Annotated in this window: 21 protein-coding genes; 15 read left to right on the top strand and 6 right to left on the bottom strand. The window is 71.6% G+C overall.

Annotation, left to right across the window (positions count from 1 at the left end; genetic code table 11):
* Nucleotides 1–146 precede the first annotated feature (146 nt).
* The 13 genes from Sfulv_RS29550 to Sfulv_RS29490 all read left to right on the top strand — a co-directional run bounded on the left by Sfulv_RS29550 (nucleotide 147) and on the right by Sfulv_RS29490 (nucleotide 11,344).
* A complete protein-coding gene (locus Sfulv_RS29550; RefSeq protein ID WP_173318398.1) occupies nucleotides 147–1,991 on the top strand; it encodes a hypothetical protein in 1,845 nt (614 codons plus the stop codon).
* Between the two features lie 211 nt (nucleotides 1,992–2,202).
* Nucleotides 2,203–2,781: a hypothetical protein gene (locus tag Sfulv_RS29545; protein ID WP_173318396.1), complete on the top strand. Its 579-nt coding sequence runs from the start codon at nucleotides 2,203–2,205 to the stop codon at nucleotides 2,779–2,781.
* Nucleotides 2,778–3,059, top strand: a complete 282-nt coding sequence (locus Sfulv_RS29540; protein ID WP_173318394.1) for a hypothetical protein — start codon at nucleotides 2,778–2,780, stop codon at nucleotides 3,057–3,059. Before Sfulv_RS29545 ends, Sfulv_RS29540 begins: the two co-directional genes overlap by 4 nt.
* Before the next feature lie 21 nt (nucleotides 3,060–3,080).
* Nucleotides 3,081–3,320, top strand: coding sequence for a hypothetical protein (locus tag Sfulv_RS29535; RefSeq protein ID WP_173318392.1), 240 nt, complete (start codon nucleotides 3,081–3,083; stop codon nucleotides 3,318–3,320).
* Between the two features lie 101 nt (nucleotides 3,321–3,421).
* On the top strand, nucleotides 3,422–3,886 hold the full coding sequence (locus tag Sfulv_RS29530) for a hypothetical protein (protein ID WP_218578102.1): 465 nt from the start codon (nucleotides 3,422–3,424) through the stop codon (nucleotides 3,884–3,886).
* Nucleotides 3,883–6,405 (top strand): ATP-binding protein, encoded by a 2,523-nt coding sequence (locus Sfulv_RS31340; RefSeq protein WP_173318388.1) that lies wholly within the window; start codon nucleotides 3,883–3,885, stop codon nucleotides 6,403–6,405. Before Sfulv_RS29530 ends, Sfulv_RS31340 begins: the two co-directional genes overlap by 4 nt.
* On the top strand, nucleotides 6,402–6,911 hold the full coding sequence (locus tag Sfulv_RS29520) for a hypothetical protein (RefSeq protein WP_173318386.1): 510 nt from the start codon (nucleotides 6,402–6,404) through the stop codon (nucleotides 6,909–6,911). The genes Sfulv_RS31340 and Sfulv_RS29520 overlap by 4 nt, the downstream gene beginning before the upstream one ends.
* Nucleotides 6,908–8,800, top strand: coding sequence for a hypothetical protein (locus Sfulv_RS29515; RefSeq protein ID WP_173318383.1), 1,893 nt, complete (start codon nucleotides 6,908–6,910; stop codon nucleotides 8,798–8,800). Before Sfulv_RS29520 ends, Sfulv_RS29515 begins: the two co-directional genes overlap by 4 nt.
* A 14-nt stretch (nucleotides 8,801–8,814) precedes the next feature.
* A complete protein-coding gene (locus tag Sfulv_RS29510) occupies nucleotides 8,815–8,991 on the top strand; it encodes a hypothetical protein (RefSeq protein WP_173318381.1) in 177 nt (58 codons plus the stop codon).
* 220 nt (nucleotides 8,992–9,211) lie between these two features.
* Nucleotides 9,212–9,532, top strand: coding sequence for a hypothetical protein (locus Sfulv_RS29505; protein ID WP_218578101.1), 321 nt, complete (start codon nucleotides 9,212–9,214; stop codon nucleotides 9,530–9,532).
* Between the two features lie 14 nt (nucleotides 9,533–9,546).
* Nucleotides 9,547–10,689 carry a peptidase M23 gene (locus tag Sfulv_RS29500; RefSeq protein ID WP_173318377.1) on the top strand — a complete coding sequence of 381 codons (1,143 nt, stop codon included), beginning with the start codon at nucleotides 9,547–9,549 and terminating at the stop codon, nucleotides 10,687–10,689.
* Nucleotides 10,656–10,919: a hypothetical protein gene (locus Sfulv_RS29495; RefSeq protein ID WP_173318375.1), complete on the top strand. Its 264-nt coding sequence runs from the start codon at nucleotides 10,656–10,658 to the stop codon at nucleotides 10,917–10,919. Before Sfulv_RS29500 ends, Sfulv_RS29495 begins: the two co-directional genes overlap by 34 nt.
* Nucleotides 10,916–11,344 (top strand): hypothetical protein, encoded by a 429-nt coding sequence (locus tag Sfulv_RS29490; protein ID WP_173318373.1) that lies wholly within the window; start codon nucleotides 10,916–10,918, stop codon nucleotides 11,342–11,344. The genes Sfulv_RS29495 and Sfulv_RS29490 overlap by 4 nt, the downstream gene beginning before the upstream one ends.
* A 290-nt stretch (nucleotides 11,345–11,634) precedes the next feature.
* Here the strand turns inward: Sfulv_RS29490 and Sfulv_RS29485 are convergent, their stop codons facing one another.
* Both Sfulv_RS29485 and Sfulv_RS29480 read right to left on the bottom strand, forming a co-directional pair.
* Nucleotides 11,635–11,904 carry a hypothetical protein gene (locus Sfulv_RS29485; RefSeq protein WP_173318371.1) on the bottom strand — a complete coding sequence of 90 codons (270 nt, stop codon included), beginning with the start codon at nucleotides 11,902–11,904 and terminating at the stop codon, nucleotides 11,635–11,637.
* A gap of 128 nt (nucleotides 11,905–12,032) precedes the next feature.
* Nucleotides 12,033–12,326: a hypothetical protein gene (locus Sfulv_RS29480; RefSeq protein WP_173318369.1), complete on the bottom strand. Its 294-nt coding sequence runs from the start codon at nucleotides 12,324–12,326 to the stop codon at nucleotides 12,033–12,035.
* 123 nt (nucleotides 12,327–12,449) lie between these two features.
* Between Sfulv_RS29480 and Sfulv_RS29475 the strand changes: the two genes are divergently transcribed.
* Nucleotides 12,450–12,695, top strand: a complete 246-nt coding sequence (locus tag Sfulv_RS29475) for a DUF8825 domain-containing protein (protein ID WP_173318367.1) — start codon at nucleotides 12,450–12,452, stop codon at nucleotides 12,693–12,695.
* A 135-nt stretch (nucleotides 12,696–12,830) separates the two neighbouring features.
* On the opposite strand, the gene Sfulv_RS29470 is transcribed toward Sfulv_RS29475, so the two are convergent.
* From Sfulv_RS29470 to Sfulv_RS29455, 4 genes are all read right to left on the bottom strand, one after another.
* A complete protein-coding gene (locus Sfulv_RS29470) occupies nucleotides 12,831–13,217 on the bottom strand; it encodes a hypothetical protein (RefSeq protein ID WP_173318365.1) in 387 nt (128 codons plus the stop codon).
* Between the two features lie 142 nt (nucleotides 13,218–13,359).
* Nucleotides 13,360–13,788 carry a hypothetical protein gene (locus tag Sfulv_RS29465; RefSeq protein WP_173318363.1) on the bottom strand — a complete coding sequence of 143 codons (429 nt, stop codon included), beginning with the start codon at nucleotides 13,786–13,788 and terminating at the stop codon, nucleotides 13,360–13,362.
* Complete coding sequence (locus Sfulv_RS29460; RefSeq protein ID WP_173318361.1) at nucleotides 13,785–14,081, bottom strand: hypothetical protein; 297 nt, start codon at nucleotides 14,079–14,081, stop codon at nucleotides 13,785–13,787. The genes Sfulv_RS29465 and Sfulv_RS29460 overlap by 4 nt, the downstream gene beginning before the upstream one ends.
* Nucleotides 14,078–16,771 (bottom strand): DEAD/DEAH box helicase, encoded by a 2,694-nt coding sequence (locus tag Sfulv_RS29455; RefSeq protein WP_173318359.1) that lies wholly within the window; start codon nucleotides 16,769–16,771, stop codon nucleotides 14,078–14,080. The genes Sfulv_RS29460 and Sfulv_RS29455 overlap by 4 nt, the downstream gene beginning before the upstream one ends.
* A 93-nt stretch (nucleotides 16,772–16,864) precedes the next feature.
* On the opposite strand from Sfulv_RS29455, the gene Sfulv_RS29450 reads away from it, so the two are divergent.
* A partial coding sequence (locus Sfulv_RS29450; RefSeq protein ID WP_173318357.1) for a helix-turn-helix domain-containing protein occupies nucleotides 16,865–17,973 on the top strand: 1,109 nt, incomplete at its 3' end.

Below are 17,973 nucleotides of genomic sequence, written 5' to 3'. Positions count from 1 at the left end.
AGCGGCCCACCGGTCGGGTGCGAGCGGGGCGTCCGGGGAAGGCCGCCTTGCGAGGACCGGGGGATGGGCTGCTGCTGCGGTTTCTGACGGGCCAGGACCTGCGGTGCGGGCCCCCCTCGTCGTCGGCCAGCTGGTGGTGTGCGGGGGTGGAGGTGGTGCGCGAGCGTAGGGCCGCTGACCTCGCCGCCCCGGCGTGCGGCGTGAAGCAGGGGCGCGGTGCGCGGCTGGTGGCCGGGGCGCGGCGGTGGTCCTGCTGGCCGGGTGCTGCCCGTGCGGCGGTCCGCCTGGCGGTGCCCGCGGCGGCGGTGGCCGGGTGGCGGGGCCGGTGGCCGGAGGTGATGGCCGGGGCGGGCGCTCTGGCCACGGTGGCGGTGGCGGCGGCGGTGACGGGTCCGGCGGCCCTGGGGTGGTGGCGGCCCCGGCCTGCGGGGGCGGATCTCGTGTACGGGCCGGGGATGTGGGAGGCCCTGCGCCCCGCGCTGGGGCTGGAGGAGTCGCAGCGTCAGCGGCGGTGGCTGCACCTGCCCGGGGACGTCGGTGTGCCCGGTGCCCGGGTGGTGCTGCGGCTGCCGGCGGGGTGGCCCGGGGGAGAGGCGGGCAAGCGGTCGCTCACCGCCACGGTGACGGAGCGGCTGCCCGGCGAATGGGAGGAGAAGTGGCACCGTGCCGATTCCGCCCCCTATGCCGAATGGGTGCGCCGGGAGCCGCCCGCACGGGCGTTGCAGCTCCCGCGATCGGTCGAGTGGAAGGCGCTCGGTGATCCGTATCAGGTGTATGTGGGCCAGGCCGTCCGGGGGTCCGATTTTGAGGACGTGGTGATTCACACCAGATCGGCCACACCGCATTTCGGGGTCGGAGGTCTGACCGGGTCGGGTAAATCCACGGTGCTCTATCTCGGAGTGGTGCAGGCCAGGGAGACCGGGACCCTGGTGGATATTCTGGACACCAAGCAGAATTCGCTTTCGGAGGCTGAGGGGCAGAGCGGTGTGCGGGTCCACAAGACTCCTGCCGAATGCGTGGCGGCCCTCGGCGAGTTCATTATGTCGATGATGGCGGCGGAAACCGCGCTCGGGAAAAGCGGGGACCCGGCGCTGAGGCAATTGCTTGTGCCGCGCCTCCTGGTCACGGATGAATTGCCGACCATGATGAAGATGGCTCTGATCTGGTGGAAATACCACATCAAGGGCCGGGGCACTCCGCCTTTCGCGGAATGGTTTTCGATCGGGCTTCTCCAGGGGCGGTCGGCCGACCACCGGTTCGGGGTCGGTGCGCAGCAGTGGGCAAATGCCTACTTCGGCGGCACGATGGAGCGGGCGCAAATCGGGTGGAAAGCGCAGCTTGGATACTGCGATTACCCGTCGTGGACAGTGGCTTTCGGTGCGTCGACAGCCGTGGTGTCCCCGGACACCACGGTTCCGGGGCGCGGAGTTTTCTCGGACGGGCGGATCAATCCGGAGACGAACGGTCTCTGGGTGAGGGAATTCCAGCCCGCTTTCATCGTCCCGGAAGTGGCCGCCCGGCTTGCGTCCCTGCCGCCCGCGCCGGCCTGGTTCGACGCGGGGGAGATGGCTCCGTGGATCACGGACGAGACGATGGAGCAGGCCCGGTCGCTGGCCATCCCGCCCTTCCTGGTGGGCGGCTCCTGCGGCCCGGAGGAGCCGGTGACGGGCGGGGCGGTTACCCTCCGCCACACCCCAGGGTCCGGGGGGAATCCGCCCAGCTCAGGACCGGTAACAGGGGCCCAGGTAACGACCGAGGTAACGACCGAGGTAACTGGTCCCGGTCCGGAGCTCTTCAGCCTCGCCGAGGCATGCGCGGCGGGGCTGCTCCCCTGGGAGCACGCCACCGCCAAGGTCTACAAGGGGCGCAGCGTGAGGCGGGGAGTGCCCTTCCCCGCCGGTACGAATGACGGGCGGGTCACCTATTACACCCGTGACGAGATCACGGATTGGCTCAAGCGCTGGCAGGCCAGTTCTCCCGTTCGACCCTGACCCGATTGGTGAACAATTTCATGGTCTTATCGAAAGAGTGGAAAAGTTCCGGATGTTAGTGCCTTCAGGCCCTTTGCATCGTTTCACGGGCATGTGGACCAGGAAGCCGCAGGAGGCGCCGCAGGCCCCTCCCGTCAACCCGTGGGTAACGAGTAATCCGGGGGACGGGTCCGGGCATAAAACCGAATCCGAGGGTACGCCGTGGGCGGTCGTGCCCGAGAAGCCGCCCGCTCTGGTCCGCGTCGGGCGTATCGCTCTGTGGGGCGCGGTGGGACTGCTGGCTGCGGCGGGACTGCGGGGACTCGTCGCACCACCCCCTTCCCCTGCCGGTCCGCAGGCCGCGCCCGCGCCCGGCCCGACCGCCGCGGCCTACCCCGAGGACGCGGCCCGCGCGCTCGCCGTGCGGGCCGCCCACGCCTATCTGGCCTGGGATGAGGCCAAGCCCGAGGACCGGGCGCGCGAGCTGGCCGCCGTCCTGGCGGCCGGGGTTGACCCGCAGCTGGGATGGGACGGCCGGGGCACCCAGGCGGTCGGCCTGGTGGTGCCCGGCCCGGTCATCCCGGGCCGGGCGGGCCGCGCCCGAGTCCGCGTCGATGCGCAGATCGCCCCGGGGGCGGGGCCGGTGCGCTGGGTGGCCGTGGAGATCCCCGTGGCGGTGGCCGGCGGCGGGCGCCTGGTGGTGAGCGGGCCCCCGCGCTCCTGGGTGTCCCCGAGCGCCAGGCCCCCGGCCCGGAGCACCCCGAAAGGCCGGTTGACCCCGCGTTCTCCGCCGCGACCCGCACGACGGTGACCGGCTTCTTCCGCGTATGGGCATCGGGCGGGGCCGCCCAGGCGGCGGCCCCGGGGACGGCCGTCCCCGCACTGCCGGAGGGGGTGGAGCTCGGGCGGGTCCAGAGCTGGGAGGCCGCACCCGGCACCGGCCCGGACCGCACCGGCCGGGCCCACGTCGTATGGGCGGTCGGCGGCGGTGAGATCACACAGGCATACCGGGTGCAGCTCACACGTGTGGAAAGCGCCCGCGCCGCCCGCTGGCAAGTCGCCGGGATTTCCGGCGACGACCTGACCTGACCACAAGAGAAAGAGACAGCTGTGCACGACATCACGCTTGCGGCGCTGACCGGAAACGCCCTCAAATCTACCGTGCTGGTGATCTGCGGAAATGTCCTCATCCTCGGACTGGCGATCAAGGCCACAAAACTCTCCTGGGATGACGACTTCAACAAAAAGCTGGCGCTCTTCGCTTCGGCTTCCTTCTGCGCAATCTTTGTGTGGCTTCCCGATATGGCGAAAAAAGTCGTCACTGACCTGGCAAAAGTGATTGCCTCCTGATGCGGAGCGGAATCACATACACGCAGCATTTCAGTAACCTGGAGCCACGGCAGTACGAACTTTTCGGTATCGATCTCGGGAAAGGGGTGCTGCGCCGGACGATGCTGCTCGGCGCACTCGTCTTCGCCGTCTGGGACGGATTTTTTCTCCTCCTGGTGGGCTTCCCGTCCTTGTCCTGGATGACGCTCTACCTCCTGCCGCCCGCGCTGATGACGGTGCTGGGCGCGCAGCCCTCCCGGCAGTGCGACCGGCGCACGGTGCTGGCCGTGTGGGTGGTCGGAGCGCACTACCAGCTGCTCGGACACCGGCCGGTGATCTGCGGCGGGCGGGCGCTGGCCCACCGGTCGGAGTGGATCTCACGCCGGGCGCGGTGGGAGCGGCACGCCCCGGCGCTGACCCGGTCCCTGGGCCGGGCCGGTGCCCGCCGCCTGCTCGGTGCGCCCGGGGCCGAAGACGTCCCGCCGGCCGGACCGGCGGTCGGTATGGCACACACAGTCCGGCTGTACGGGCCGGACCACATGGTGAAGGTGACCCGGCGCGGTCGCCGCACGGGGAGGCGCACATGAAGGTGCTGGAAAAGATCTCGGCCCTGCTGGGGGTGGGCGGGGAGCGCTCGGCACCGCCCCCGGCCTACGCGGGCATCGCGGACGGGCTGGTGCTGACCGAGAGCGAAGCGTGGGGGTGGTGGACCTGTGAGACGAGCAATTCCGACCTGATGGGCGAGGCGGAGCGCGACGGTGAGCAGGCGCGGGCGGAGATGGCGATGACCTCAGCCCTGGCCGGTATGGACGTGCACCTGCGGGTGCTGTGGTCGCCCTACTCGGCTGCCGACTACCGGGCGGAAGCACCGCAGCTCTACCGTGCGGGCCGGTGGCAGGAGTGGGCCGAGGACAGGGCCGCGCGCCTCGACCAGATCGCCCTGCCCATCCGGCACGTGCTCCTGGGCGTGCGTCTGGGTACCCGGCAGATCTCGGCGGCCCGGCGGGTCAGTGACGCGGCCGGGGTGTCCCCCTCCGGGGTGCCCGCGCCGGAGCTCGCCTCCTGGGACGCCGCCGCACGGCGTCTCGGTCGACGCCTGGAATCCTCGCCCTGGCGGTGCTCGGCGGCCACCGTGGAGCTGCTGGCCTGGATGATCACCCGCGAGCAGCACCGGGGCGTGCCCGCCCCCGTAGCGGGCCGGTCCCTGGTGACCGGGGCGGCGCTGGCGGCGCTGACCCAGGGGCGGGCGCTGCCCTACCCGGACCACATGCGGATGGTTGACGCCCACGGGGACGCCGCGGCGTGGGTCAGCGTCCTGACGATGCCCGTTTTCCCCGAGCGGATGAGCACCCCGGGCGTGGGGGAGTGGCTGCGCACGCTGGCGGAGGTGGTCTATCTGCCGCCCTCCCAGGAGGGCCAGGTCGAGGACGAGGTCTGGGGCCGGCTGACCCCGGTGAGCCCCGAGGCGTCGGTGCGGCTGCGGGTCCTGCCGAAGCGCCAGGCGATCGCGCGTACCGACGACGTCGCCAAGACGGTACGGGAGCAGACGCGGTCGGCGGCCGATCACGCGATCGGCGATCCGGGCCAGGTCATCACCGACGCGGGTGAGGCGATGGCGGGGCTGCGGGCCGACCTGGAGCGGGAGGAGTCCTCCCTCGTGGAGGACCACCCCCGCCTGATCGTGACCAGCACGACGGGCCTGGAGGACCTGCGGGCCCGCGTGGACGCGGTGACCGCGCACTACGCCGACCTGGGCATCACAGCCCAGGTCGGCACCGACGAGCAGCGCGCCCTTTGGCTGGAGACCTGGCCCGCAGACCGTGTGCGGGTGCCCGGCCTGGGCCATGTGCGGGACACGTCCGCGATGGCGGGGGCGTGGTGGTGGGGTGGTGCCAGGGTCGGTGACGACACCGGGCCCGTCATCGGTTTCCTGACCGGGTCGACGCCGGGTGTGGTGAGGATGGCACCCGTGGCCGACCACCGGGACGCGACGGTCAGCGCGGCCATCGGACGCGCGGGCCGTGGCAAGGGACTGACCGGTGCGATGCTCGCCCTGGAGGCCGCCATGGGCACCGCCTGGGTCCTGGCCATTGATTTCAAAGGGGACATGGGCGGTCTGCCGCTGGCGGCGGCCCGGTACGGTCTGCCGACCCGGCTGGTGCGGATGTCCCGGGCCATGGCGGGGACGGCCGACCTCATCCCGCTCCTGGCCGAGGCCGGGCGGGACGCCGCGCGAACCGAGGTGCCTGCCCAGCTGTCGCTCGTGACGCCCGCTCACCTGCGGGCGGCCGGTGCGGAGGTGGCCCTCCAGGCCGCGACGAACCACGTGCTCGACTCCTGCACAAAGCCGGCGACATGGCAGGTCATCAGCCACCTGCGGGAATCCTCGGACCGGCTGGCGTGTGAGACCGGGGCCGCGCTGTGGGAGCTCGCCCAGACCCCGCACGGAGCCCTCTTCATGGGCCGCCCCGAGGGCGGGCCCGCACCCCTGACGACCGACCCGGGGGTGTGGGTGGTGCAGATGCCGGGCCTGACCCTGCCTGCGGTGGGGGAGGAGCGGGAGCGCTGGACCAGCGCGCAGGCCCTCTCCGTCGCGGCGATGCACAGCATCCTCGCCTACGGGATCACCACGTCAGGACGGCCGGACCTGCGGACCCTGACCAAGCTCGTCCTGGTGCCGGAGGTGCATGTGCTCACCGGCACCCCCCAGGGACGCCATTTCCTGGATTACATCAGCCGCGTCGGCCGCGCTCTGGGCACCCGCCTGCACCTGGACACACAGGACGCCACCGGCCTCGCCGCGATGCCGGGCGTCATGGAGCAGCTGGCCACGGTCTACGGATTCCAGCTCACCACCACCGCCCAGCAGGACGCACTCGCGGAAATGCTGGGCCTCCCGCCCGGCCCGCGCAGCCGGGAGCTGATCCGCTCCATCGGCATCGCACCGTCCGGCGAGATCAGGCACGGCCATTGCATCATCCGGGACCGCAGATTCGGTGCGGCGACGGTGCAGATCGACATCCCGACCAGCGAGCTCCTGGACCTGCTGGACACATCCCCCCGGGCCACCGCCGAAGCCCCCGCCGCAGAAAAGGTGACCCTGTGACCGCCCGGTACCGGATGTCCGCCGCCGTCCTCCTGGCCGTAGCCCTGGCCGCAGGCTGCACCACCACCACCACCAGTGGCCAGGACAAGCAGCCCGCGGCCTCGGCGGCCGCCGCCGACCGGGCCCGCGCCTACATGCGGGCGGTCCTGGCCTCCGACTGGACCACCGCCTGCTCCCTGATGGCGACCGCACGCCGCGGCGACTGCCATGACCGTCACCCCACCCCCCAGCCACCCGACCCGGCTGGCCCCGACATCGGGCCCGTCCTCCTGGACCGTCCCCCCACCCGCGTACCGGCCACCTCGGCCCACCCGGCCGGGTGGGGCGTGATGGTCACCCACACGGTCACCTGGCCCGGCAAGCCCGCCCGCGCGAGCTTCACGGCGCTGCGCATGACCGACGCGGCCGGGGCCTGGTGGGTGGAGCAGCGAGAGGACGTGGCGGACAGCGACCTCACGCACGCGGCCGACCCGATCCTGTCCGCCCTGTCGCGGGAGATCAGGTGACCCTCCACACCCCGCGCGGCCGGACCGTGGCCCTTCCGGTCATGGCGGTGATCACCACCCTGTCCGCCACGTCCGGGGCGGCACACGCCGACAGTGCCGACCCCCAGGGCGTGGGCGGCCTCCTGCCTGCCCCGCCCGCCCCCAAGGGCGGCGGCACGATGTACGAGACGTACCCCGACCTGCTGACCTGGTCTCTCGACACGGACTATGGCCAGTGGGATGTGCTGGAGCCGGCGCTGCACATGATCGCCGACGTGCTGATGGTGATCCTGGTGACCATCGGCGCGGCCGTGAGCACGCTGGCTGACTGGACGTTCGGAATGACCGACCTGCCCGAGGTGCGGGGACCTTTGACGCAGGCGATCAGCGGAAGTGCCGGCGCGGTCGCGGTCGGGCTCTTCCCCTCCGCCCTGGCGGTCGGCGGCGTGGTGGCCTTTCTGCGCTGCCAGCGAGGGGAGGGCAATGCCGTCTCGGAGCTGGCCTGGGTGCTGGTCTCCGCGGTGGCGGCGGCCACGCTGCTCACCACCCCGACGATCTGGGTGGACGGGGTTGATGAGGGCCGCATGATCGGCACCGACATCGCCATGTCCGCCACGGACGCCGGGATCGGATCGGGCGCCGGCATCGAGAAGATGCCGTTCACCCTCGGGCACACCACCACCTACTCCGGCGACGCCTCGGACCGGGTGTCGCGCCGTGCCACCGACACCGTATGGCGCGTCTACGTCGCCCTGCCCTGGTGTCTGGCCGAGTTCGGATCGGTGGAGCTCTGCCAGAAGCACGGCAAAGCGATCTTGGACTACGGGGCCGACAAGGAGAAGCGCAAAAGCTACCTCCAGGAGCACGTCGACGACGGTGTGGGCACGGAAGCGAAGAGCTGGCGTGAGGGACACCGTCCGCTGGAGCGCGCAGGGGTACTCATCATCGCCGTGCCCGTCGCGCTGCTTTTCGGGCTGCTGCTGATCACCCTGCTCCTCGGGTCCGTCACCGCGATGATGGCCGCGCTCTTCCTGCTCGTGGTCGGCCCGCTTTTCGCGGCTCTGTGGGTGATCCCCGGCCGCCCCCGCCAGTGGGGTGTGCGGTGGATGGACGCTCTCGTCGGCACAGTCATGCAGTCCGCCATCACCACCCTGACCGCAGGCGGGGTCATGATCATTCAAATGACGACCGCGCTGGCCATGCCCACCTACGGGTGGCTCGGCTCCTCCGCCCTCTCCATCGCCGGAGCCGTCGCGGCCTTCCGCTACCGAGCCATCCTCACCAGCATCGTCGGCGCCAGCGGGGTCGGCGCCAGCTCCGGTGCGGGAGCACTGATGGGCGTGATGGCTACCCGCACCCTCAGCCGCCAGGCGGGCCGGGTCCTGCGCACACCGGGCCGCATCTCCAGCCGTATCGGGGACGCGGTCGAACGGCGCAGCCGGCCCCCGGCCACGGCCGTCTCACCCCGGCCACACGCCCCACCGCCCCCACCACCGCCACCGCCTGCCCTTCCTCTTCCTCCTCCCCGGCCTGCCCCGGGGGCCGGGACAGGCCCGGGACGCAGCCCCGGCCCCGGCGGCACCGGCCCGGGAACGACCGTGGCCGCCGCCCACCGCCGCGCAGGCCGCGCCGGGGCGCAGCCGGCCGGGCACGGGAAACCGTCCATCCCCGCCCCGACGCATTCCCCGACCGTGACGACCATCCCCGCCCCGGCCACCGCCCAGAAGCAGGGGCAGCAAGTTCCCCTGTCCCCACCCACGGCAAGAACGATCCCTGCGCGCCCGCAGGGGACTGCCCGCAGGGCGACCCAGCCGCCGGCCCCCTCGGCGCGACGAAGGACACTGCCCCCGCCGCGCACCCCACGGCCACGCGTCGGCCGCCGCTACCCCCCACCACCACCGCGCCCCTGACGGAGTGACACCCCATGGCCCAGCGCCACACCCCCGACCCCGGTCCGGACTGGCGGGCACTCCTCGATGCCCTGCCCCCAAGGACGACGGCCCGCCGCCGGACACATCCCGGCAGCGGCGGCGCGCACGCCGCCGCGCCGCTCGCCGTGAACGGGCCGCCGTCCTCAGCGAGGTACGGCGGCGCCCCATGAGCCCGGCCGCCGTGCTCGTGCTCGTGCTCCTGGTCCTCGTCCTGGGCACCGTCGCCCGGTGCGGAGGCCGGCATGAGACGGAAGGCTCGGACGACCGGCCCCCCGCCGCAGCCTCCCCGCCCACCGCATCCGCCCTGCCTGCACCCCAGCGACAGAGCCCACGGACACCCCGGACGATGTCGCCGGGCAGTGGGTGCGCGCCTACCTCACCCGCGACCCTGTGGCGGACGGCACGCACCGGGCCAGCGTGCGCCGCGCCGCGGCACAGGCCACCGACGACCTGACGCGGAATCTGATCGACAATGCCCCGCCCGGGTGGGGGCACCAGGTCAGCCGTGGTGAGAGGACCCGGGTCGTAGCTGTCGCCGTCCGCCCGGCCGAAGCCGATCTGCCCCCCGACAACCCGGCCCAGGTATGGCGGAAGGTCACCGCCACCCTGAACGTCACCGGCTACGAAACCGCGCGGCGCACCGCCCTCCTGCGGGTGGAGCTCACCCTGACCCGCGCAGGCTGGCGGGTCTCCCGGGTGCTGGGGGTCTGATGGACGTCCGTGACATGACCGAAGCAGCGGCCACCCGCGCAGCTACGCCCTTTCTCCTCAAGGCCGGGTGCATCGGGACCGCACTCGGCCTGATCGGAATGCTCGGTCTCGGGGCGACCACCCTGATCGCCGGAGCGGCCAAAAAATCAGCTGACGGAAAAGGAGGAGGCGCCGGGTGCGAAATCTCCGGACTCCCCGAGGAAGTGACCTCGGCCAGCACCGTGCCCGGTCCGATCCGTGCACAGCAGATCCACAATGCAAAAATCATCGACAACGTCGCCCAGGAAAGAGAGCTCCCCGGAAAGGCGTCCCTGATCGCTCTTATGACAGCACTACAGGAAAGCGGACTGCAAAACATCAACCACGGTCACCTTGATTCGCTCGGGCTATTTCAGCAGCGCCCGTCACAGGGATGGGGAACCCCAGCTGAGATCACTAATCCACCGCACTCCGCGGGCCTCTTTTTCGGAGGGAATCCCGGACGCCCGCCCGGCCTGGTCGACGTCCCCAAATGGCAGCTCATGGACCCCGGGGTAGCCGCCCAGCGGGTACAGCGCTCTGCCTACCCCGGCCTGTACATCACCCGCCGTGGCCAAGCTGAGCAGGTCGCCACTCAGGCCGGCATCGATCTATCCCGGGCCGGGTCCGAGACAGGCAGGGAGCAGGACCCGTCCACTCCCGAGCAGGGAGCATGCACCCCGGCCAGCGAGACACCGGTCGGGGCGCCGTTCCACGACGACGCCGCCGACTGGCCGCCGGAAGTCAAGAACCCGCGCTCCACAGCGGAAGCCATCGAATGGGCGAAGAGTCAGCCGGGGCTGAATGAAAAAAAGTGGTGGAAATGGTGCCTAAAATTTACCGCCAAAGTGTACGGATGGAATGCTGCGGGCGTTGGATCAGCCATCACCCATTACCGTGTAATGCCCGAACACATGAAACATCCCGGCTCACGTGACATTCCGCCTGGTGCGCTCATGTACTGGGAAACCGGGAATGAGCACGGGCATGTATCCGTATACCTCGGAGACGGCAAGATCATCAGCAATGATGTGCTCCGACCCGGGTACGTCGACGTGATTCCCGCATCAGATGTGGAGACCAAATGGGGAGCGCAGTACGTGGGATGGGCACCACCGTATTTCCCGAAGGGGGCATGATGTACGACCTGACCAATATCCCTGCGCATCCGCTGTACGCCCTGATGATCCGCCCCGACGACGTAGCCGGATTCATCCTGACCCTGGACGGCCAGGTGATCTCCAGCGGCCATGACCTCAAGGAAGTGCGCGAAGAGGGCCGCACGGAGCTACGCGTGCGGGCCGCTCTCGCAGCCCGCCCCGTGCGCGCCCGCGCGGTGGAGTCCGCCTCGCCTGCCCCTGGAACATGATCATCTTCCCGGACGGCAGCGTGGTCGATGTCGCCTCCCACCCGACGCCACCCACCGAGCCCCACACGCCGCCCTGCCGGGGTGCGACGGCAGCACCTGCCGACCATGCCGACCACCCCCATGCGATCGGCATCCGTGCGTGGCGCGCCCTCACCGACCCCGCCACCACCTACAGCGCAGAGACCGTCGAGCTCCTTGTGGAAACAGCGGAGCGACTGCTCGAAGCCGGGGCCGCGTCCGGGACGGGCCGCGCGGATCTGCTCCGCGTCATCCGCAACGCCCACTCCGTGTGGCATGTCATCCGCGACACCGACCCCGAGACCGCCCTTGACCTCGCGCCCAGACTCCTCGCCCTGCTCCGGGGCAGTCACCCGCGCCGCACCGCCGACGTCATCGAGTGGGCCACCACCCGACGCACCGTATGACGGGCTGCTGAGTGCCTGTTTCTGACCCCACGGAGCACGCGGGCTCGGTAGCCTGATAGCCGGCGGGCCGAGGGTGAAGGTGCTGACCGGCACCTTCAGATCGATCAAGCTGCCGGGCTCCTCGGAGGGCTCCAGGCGGCGGTGGTACGGACCGACGCCACCGTGTCCCCAGCGCCGCCGAAGGGCTCCACCCGGCGGGCGGCCGTGTCCCAGACCTCGGTGGCGGCGTCCGACAGAGATACGACCTTGCCCGCCGCTGGACCGCTCGGGGGCGTGGCGTGCTCGGCCGGTCAGGGCACGTCGCCTTCCCACACCCATGGGCCGTCTGGACGACTGAAGGTCGGCGCGTAGGAGGCTCGCCCGCCCGGCCCGTACGCAGTGTGAGGGGTGATGAGGTATGCACCTGTGGTGATCTCCTCGTCCGTCCAGCCGGTCACCTCGATCAGCTGCCCGTCCAGCGGCCCGCCGGTCAGCTCGCGATAGGTGTGGCCGGGCTGCGGTCCGGTCGCGGGGCTGTCGTGCTCGGTGCCGTACACCCGTGGCCGTGTGTGGTCAGTCATCCGCTCAGGCTGCCAGCCGTGGCGCAGCGACCGCACTCCTTCGGGAAGATCACCCCGAAGGAGTGCGGCTCACTTGCCCTTGGCGACGTTATGGGGTTCAGGATCAGGCTCCGGTGTCCTGGCCCGTCTCAGCCACGGGCTGGTCGGTCCGGTGCTCCGTGGGCGCGGCGGAGTCCGGGCTGAGGCCAGGGGTAGAGCCGGACCGTGACCGAGGTGTCGCCGTGCAGGTCCACCGCGGCCTGGTAGGCCACCGTCCCATCGGGGTACTCGTGGCGGGCGTGTACGGGGGCGTAGCGCCACCGGCCGCCGGACCGCACGTAAAGCGCTGGCTGGGCTGCGGGGGGCCAGCACCGCACGGTCGGTGCGGGCCCGTCCGTCGGCTGCCAGGGCTGCCGCTCTACCGCGTCCGGAATATCGCTCACGTGTTCGATAATAAGAGACGCCGACCGACGCGGCGGAGGCGGAGGCGAACGCGGCGGCTGATCAACGCGATGAACACCGGAGGCGGCTGCGCCGGTATTCGAACAAGTGCTCTAATTGCAGGTATGGAGCACTTCCCTTTCCCCGACGATCTTGTGCAGACGCAGCGGGCATGGCTCGTGGCCTACCGGGAGCTCGCGACTCCTCGCCCGGCCCGCACCACCACGCTGCGCCGCCGTTTGCTGGCCCTGTCCGAGCAGCTGTGGTGGCATCCGTTCTGGTCCACTCCGGCGGGCCGGGCCCCGGCGGCCCGGGTGGAGCTCCGGCGCGTCGCCCGCCGCCAGGAGCAGCGCGAGCGGTGCGCGGCATGAGCCGCCCGGAGACGCTGTCAGTACCAGCCGCACCGGGGCGCGCTGCCGCTCCTGCCGCCTCAGACCCATGCTTGGAAGGTAGGACGAGCTAAGCGGGCGCGGTCCCTGGGGTAGCGACAAGCTGGCAGTCGTGGGTCAGCTGCGGTCGATGATCTGTACGCAGGCGGTGCGGCGGGAGCCCTGGTAGCGGGCGCACAGTTTGCCGTCGTCCAGCAGGTCGCCGGGGATGGTCGAGGCGATGAGCTGGCCGCCACGGCGGCGGGCGGTGATCGTATAGGTGAAGCCATCGGGCTCGGTGATGTGCACCGTCGCCCGCGTACGGTCCCGGGGCGGGTTGGTCCAGGACGTCCAGACTTTGCCGGGGTTGGCGCTGCCCGACTCCCCGGTGGTGGAGATGCAGACCTGCGGCCCGGAGAAGTGATGCGTGCACGCGGAGGCCGCGGCCTGGGCGGGCGCTTGCATCGAGGTGAGAAGGGCAGCGGCGGTGACGCCCACGGCCAGGGCGCGCAGTGATCGGCTCATGCCCGCTCAACGAGCACCCCGGCCCGGGGGTAGCGCGTCAGCCGGCCTTTGACCGGGTGCAGACGCTCGACTTCGGCTGACCACACAGCAGCGGGGCCGGACAGGATCGCCCTGCCCGGCCCCGCCACACCTTCCCGGTCTCTCACCGGCTGAGGCGGATACGCGGCCCCCACGCGAATTCGAGATCGTCCAGGAAGACGTCCTCCTGCTCGTCGTCCCATGTGCTGCGCAGGAGGAAGGGAGCGGTTTCCATGCGTTCCAGGATGACCAGGGTCTCGGGCTGTCCGACGAGTGCGTACCGGCCGTGTGAGGCGGGCCTGCTGCCCGGCCCGTACGCCCGCAGCAGTTCCTCCAGGCGGGCGCGGTGCTGCTGCACGAACGCTTCCAGCTGCTCGATGTAGCCTGCGCGTTCCTCGGGGCGTACCGCGCTGAGCGCGGTGTCCAGGAATGCCCCGTCCGGCCAGTGACGCACCTTCGGCGGTGCGAGGGCCCACGGGAAGCGGTCCGCCGCCGCCAGGACGGCCGCCGCGTCGTGCTGTGGGGGTGCGCCGGTGTTCTGCTCGGTGTTCACTCGGTGTCTCCCTGGTCGGTGCGAGTAGCGCGGGTGGCGGCCCAGTTGGGGTCGCGTACGGGGGCGGGCTCCTGCCTGGCGGCTGCGGGGGTGCGGATGATGCGCCAGCTGGTGCGCGGCGCGGTGAGTGCGTGGGCCAGGAGGACGGCGGCCTGGCGGCTGTGCCGGCCGCGGGCCCACGCCCCGGTGTGGCGGATCTGGTCGGCCGCCCAGTCTCCGAGGCGCAGCCAGGGCCGCAGGCGGCCGAGGAGGTACCCGGCCGCCAGGGCGACGGCGAGAGCAAGGGCGGTCATTCGGCTGCCCAGTCGACGCCGAGGGCGGCGAACGCGGCCAGCTTCGCGGCGGTGAGTTTCGTTCGCCGGGTCTTGTTGTTGGCGAGGAAGATGCCCGCCTTGACGGCGTGCTCCTGGCCGTCGATGACGACCAGTTCGGTGTGCTGTCGGGGGATTTGCAGGTGTCCTTCGCGCTGGGCGTACTGGGTGAGCGCAGCAATGCCCCGCTCGAATGTGCCGCCCTTCCCGGCGGGGGCGGCCTGGGCGCTGTCGGTCTGAGGCTTGAGGCCGAGTGCTTCCAGGCGTGTGCGCTGCTCGGGGTCCAGGGTGTCCCAGACGGCGGGGCCGGTCTGCCTGGTGATCCAGGTGCCGACGTCGAGGCCGTTCACGGTGACGCCGGGCAGGATCTCGGTCTGGCCCTGCTCCTCAGCCAGCAGGGCGCGGGCGGCGGTGTAGTGGCGCTGCCAGTCGACGGGCCACCGCGGATTCCAGTCCGCGTCGATCGCCTCCAGGGCCCTGCGCCGCTCGTCGGCCCGTACCGGGTCGCTGCCGAGCCCGCCGGGTTTGCGGAGGTTGGCGAGCCACTGGCCTACCGCTACCCCGTCCATCACCGCGCCCCTCGGGCAGGCGAGGCTGCCGTGCGCGGCCATGTAGGCGCGGGCCGCGCCGAGGTTCTTCCAGAATGCGGCGTCCGCGACCGACCAGACCATGCCGATTTCGTTCAGGAGGTCGGTGCGCCAGGGCTTGAGGGTTGCGGCCTTGAAGCTGCGGCGCTGCTCGCTGACCCAGGTGCCCAGCCCATAGGTGTCGCCGTCGTCGCCCAGCTCGATGGTGGTCTCACGGGGGACCTGTGCGTGGCCGTGCTCCTGGACCCAGGTGCGCAGTGCGGTGTACCCCGCGAGCCAGACCTCGGAGTCGGGCCGCAGGACGCGGGTGCGCAGGAACAGGGCGATGCTCTCGGGGTCGCGGGGGAGGGAGAACCGCAGCAGCGGCGTGGTCACGGGCGCGATGCTCGGTGCCGCGTCGCTCTCCTCGTCGCCCTGGCCCTCATCCTCCTTGCCGTCGTCCTCGTCGTCCTCGTCGTCCTGGTCGTCGGCGGGGCCGGCCGCCGCGCTCTCGCCGGCGTCGTCCTCCTGGCCCTCGTCCTCGACGGCTGCGGTTTCCTGCGGGTCGAGGGCGAGCACGGAGGTGATCTGTCCGCGTGCGGTGGTGGTGGGCAGCGCCATGCGCTCGATGACACGGTCATCGTGTGCACGCAAACCCTGGAGGACCGCTACAAGGCCGCGGTAGCTGGAGGAGGCCATCATGTCGCCGGGGTCCTCCCCGGGCTCCAGGAAGACCGGGACGATGATCCGGGACACCTTGCCGTCGCCGGGCTCCTGGCGCAGCGCACGCCCGATGATCTGCACGATTTCGACCGGGCTGCTGCGGGTGTCCGCGAAGACCACGGCCTGTACCCCCCGTGTGCCCCGGATGTCGACGCCTTCACCGAGGACCCGGCAGGAGGCCAGGAACGACAGCTCGCACACCCATCCGTCCGCGTCCAGGCCGTCCGCGTACCGGGCGAGGACGTCGCGGCGGTGGGTGGCGGGGTGTTCGCCGGAGAGCCAGTCCGCGCCGACGCGCCGGGGGTAGGCGGCGGGGTCGGTGGCGTGGAGGCGGGCGGCGGTCTCCGGCATCGCACGGGCGAAGCTCATGGCGTCCAGCGTCCTGCTGTGGAACGTCATGTAGGAGCGGACGCCGGTCTCATCAGCGTGCTTGAGGAGCGCGGCCTGGAGGGCGGCGAGCCGCCGGCCCCGCCGCTCCTCCAGTGACGCGTTGTCCGCGAGGGGTGAGGGGTCGCGGATCTCCAGGACGTCGATCTCGAAACGGGCGAGGATTCCCCTTTCCACACTCTCCATGAGGCCGGTCTCGTGGAGGACGGGCCCGTACAGCTCGGTGTCGTCCATCGAGGCGACGAGCCGCCCGCCCAGCGCCTCACCGCCGCTGGGCGCGGCCCCGGCCGGGCCGGTCTCCTGCTTGTCCCCGGGCGTCGACGCGGCGGGGCCGGCCGTCCACAGGCGCGGGGTCGCGGTCATGTAGAGCCGCCGCGCGGCCGGGAAGCGGGACTGATCGTGGATGGCCGCCCAGGACTTCGTGGCGTCGCCCGACGTCCTGTGCGCCTCATCGACCACCACCAGGTCGAAGGGCGACATTTGCTGCCCGTACGAGCCGCGCAGCGCCATCTCCAGCACGCCCAGGGTCTCGTCGTCGGCGTCGCCCTGGTCGTCGGCCATCCCCTGCCCGGAAAGGCTCGCGTACGTCGCGAACACCAGCATCGGCCCCGAGCTTGCCCAGAGGGCGAGCTGTGTCGGGTTGGTCGTGCAGCGCACCCCGAGGGCTTCCAGCAGTGGGTCGGCCCCGAGGGAGCACACGGCGACGGCGGGGCCGGTGTGCCCCACCCTGCGCCACGCCTCGACCGTCTGCGTGAGCAGGTCCAGGGTCGGGACCAGGATGCCGATCACCCCGGTCGGGCACAGCTTGAGCGCGGCCATGGCCGCGGTGATGGTCTTGCCCGTTCCGGTGGCCATGTGGACCTGCCCGCGCAGCCCGCCCACGGGCACCGTCCCGTCCGGGGGCAGGGACAGGCCGCGCACGATCGCGTCAACGGCTTCGACCTGGTGGGGCCGGAGGGTGATCCCGGCCGGGTTCGCCTGCTGTGTCTGCTGCATGCCCCTATGCTCCTCGCTACGTGACGACCAAGACTCGTGCAACTGATGCGCAATCTAGCACTAAAAGCCGTGCAATGGTGGTACAGTTTTCTCATGAGTGAAGATGTGAGCGTTGAATCGCTGCTCGAAGAGGCTCGGCTGAACGCCGCGATCCCGCCGCCGGAGGAGCGCCTGCGGCTCCGCGAGGCGGCCGGGCTCTCACGTGCCCAGGTCGCTGCGGCGGTCGGAGTCCAGCGCGGCACCGTCGCGAACTGGGAGACCGGAGCGTCTACCCCCGTCCCGCCCGCTCGCCTGTCCTACCTGCGCCTGTTGAAGGGCCTAGCCGAGATTCACCCGGCGCCCGCCCAGGACGCGGTCGCGGCACTGTTCACCGGTGCGCCCTCCGGCCCCCCGCAGCCGCCCGCCCCGCCGGTGCCTGCGGTGTTCACCAACCTGGAGACGCTGCGCGGGCCGGACGGTCGCGCGATCGAGGGTGACCCGGGCCCGTGCGTCCGGTGCGGTGTCGAGACGGCCTACCAGTCCACGGACGGCCGCCCGCTCCACTCCGGTGCCCTGTGCCAGCCCGCCACCACTCCGCCGACTGCGGCCCCGGCCGCCGCCGCGCCCGCCCCGGCCGCCGCCGCGCCCGCTCCGGCTGCCGCCCCGGCCGCTCCCGCTCCCGCTCCCGCTCACGCTCCGGCTCCGGTCTCGCCGGTCCCGGCCCCGGTGCCGACCCGCCCGCAGCGCCGGTCCAAGAGCGCCGAGCGCGCCGAAGCGGATCTGATGGCGCTGATCCGGCGTGCGGTCGAGCAGGAGGCGGAGCGCGCCGGCGGTGATGAGGATGCCGCGCTGAAGGCGCTGATCGGCCGGGCGATCCCGGACGTCATGCACCTCTTCAACGAGACGCGGGCCACGGCCCGCTACGAGTACACCGCCTATCCGGCGCTCCCCGACATCCTGCACAAGCCCTCGACGAAGGAGCCGGACCAGATCTGGGAGGCCCGCCCCGCCTACACCAACCCCGCCTACTCGATGCGCGCCGCCTGCCCTGACCTCCGGGTGACCGCCCTGGACGTCAACGCCGCCTATTTGAGTGCGCTCAAGGTGTGGCTGCCGATCGGGAAGCTGGAGCACACCACCGGCATGGACGGCGTCGCCCCCAAGCGGTCCGGTGTCCACCTGATCACCCCCGCCCCCTGGACCCACCCCCACCTCCCCGACCC

Origin of the sequence: Streptomyces fulvorobeus (genome assembly GCF_013167895.1) — a bacterium.
Classification (GTDB): Bacteria; Actinomycetota; Actinomycetes; order Streptomycetales; family Streptomycetaceae; genus Streptomyces; species Streptomyces fulvorobeus.
Note: the sequence above shows the minus strand (reverse complement) of the source record. Positions and strands in the feature narration are given on the sequence as shown.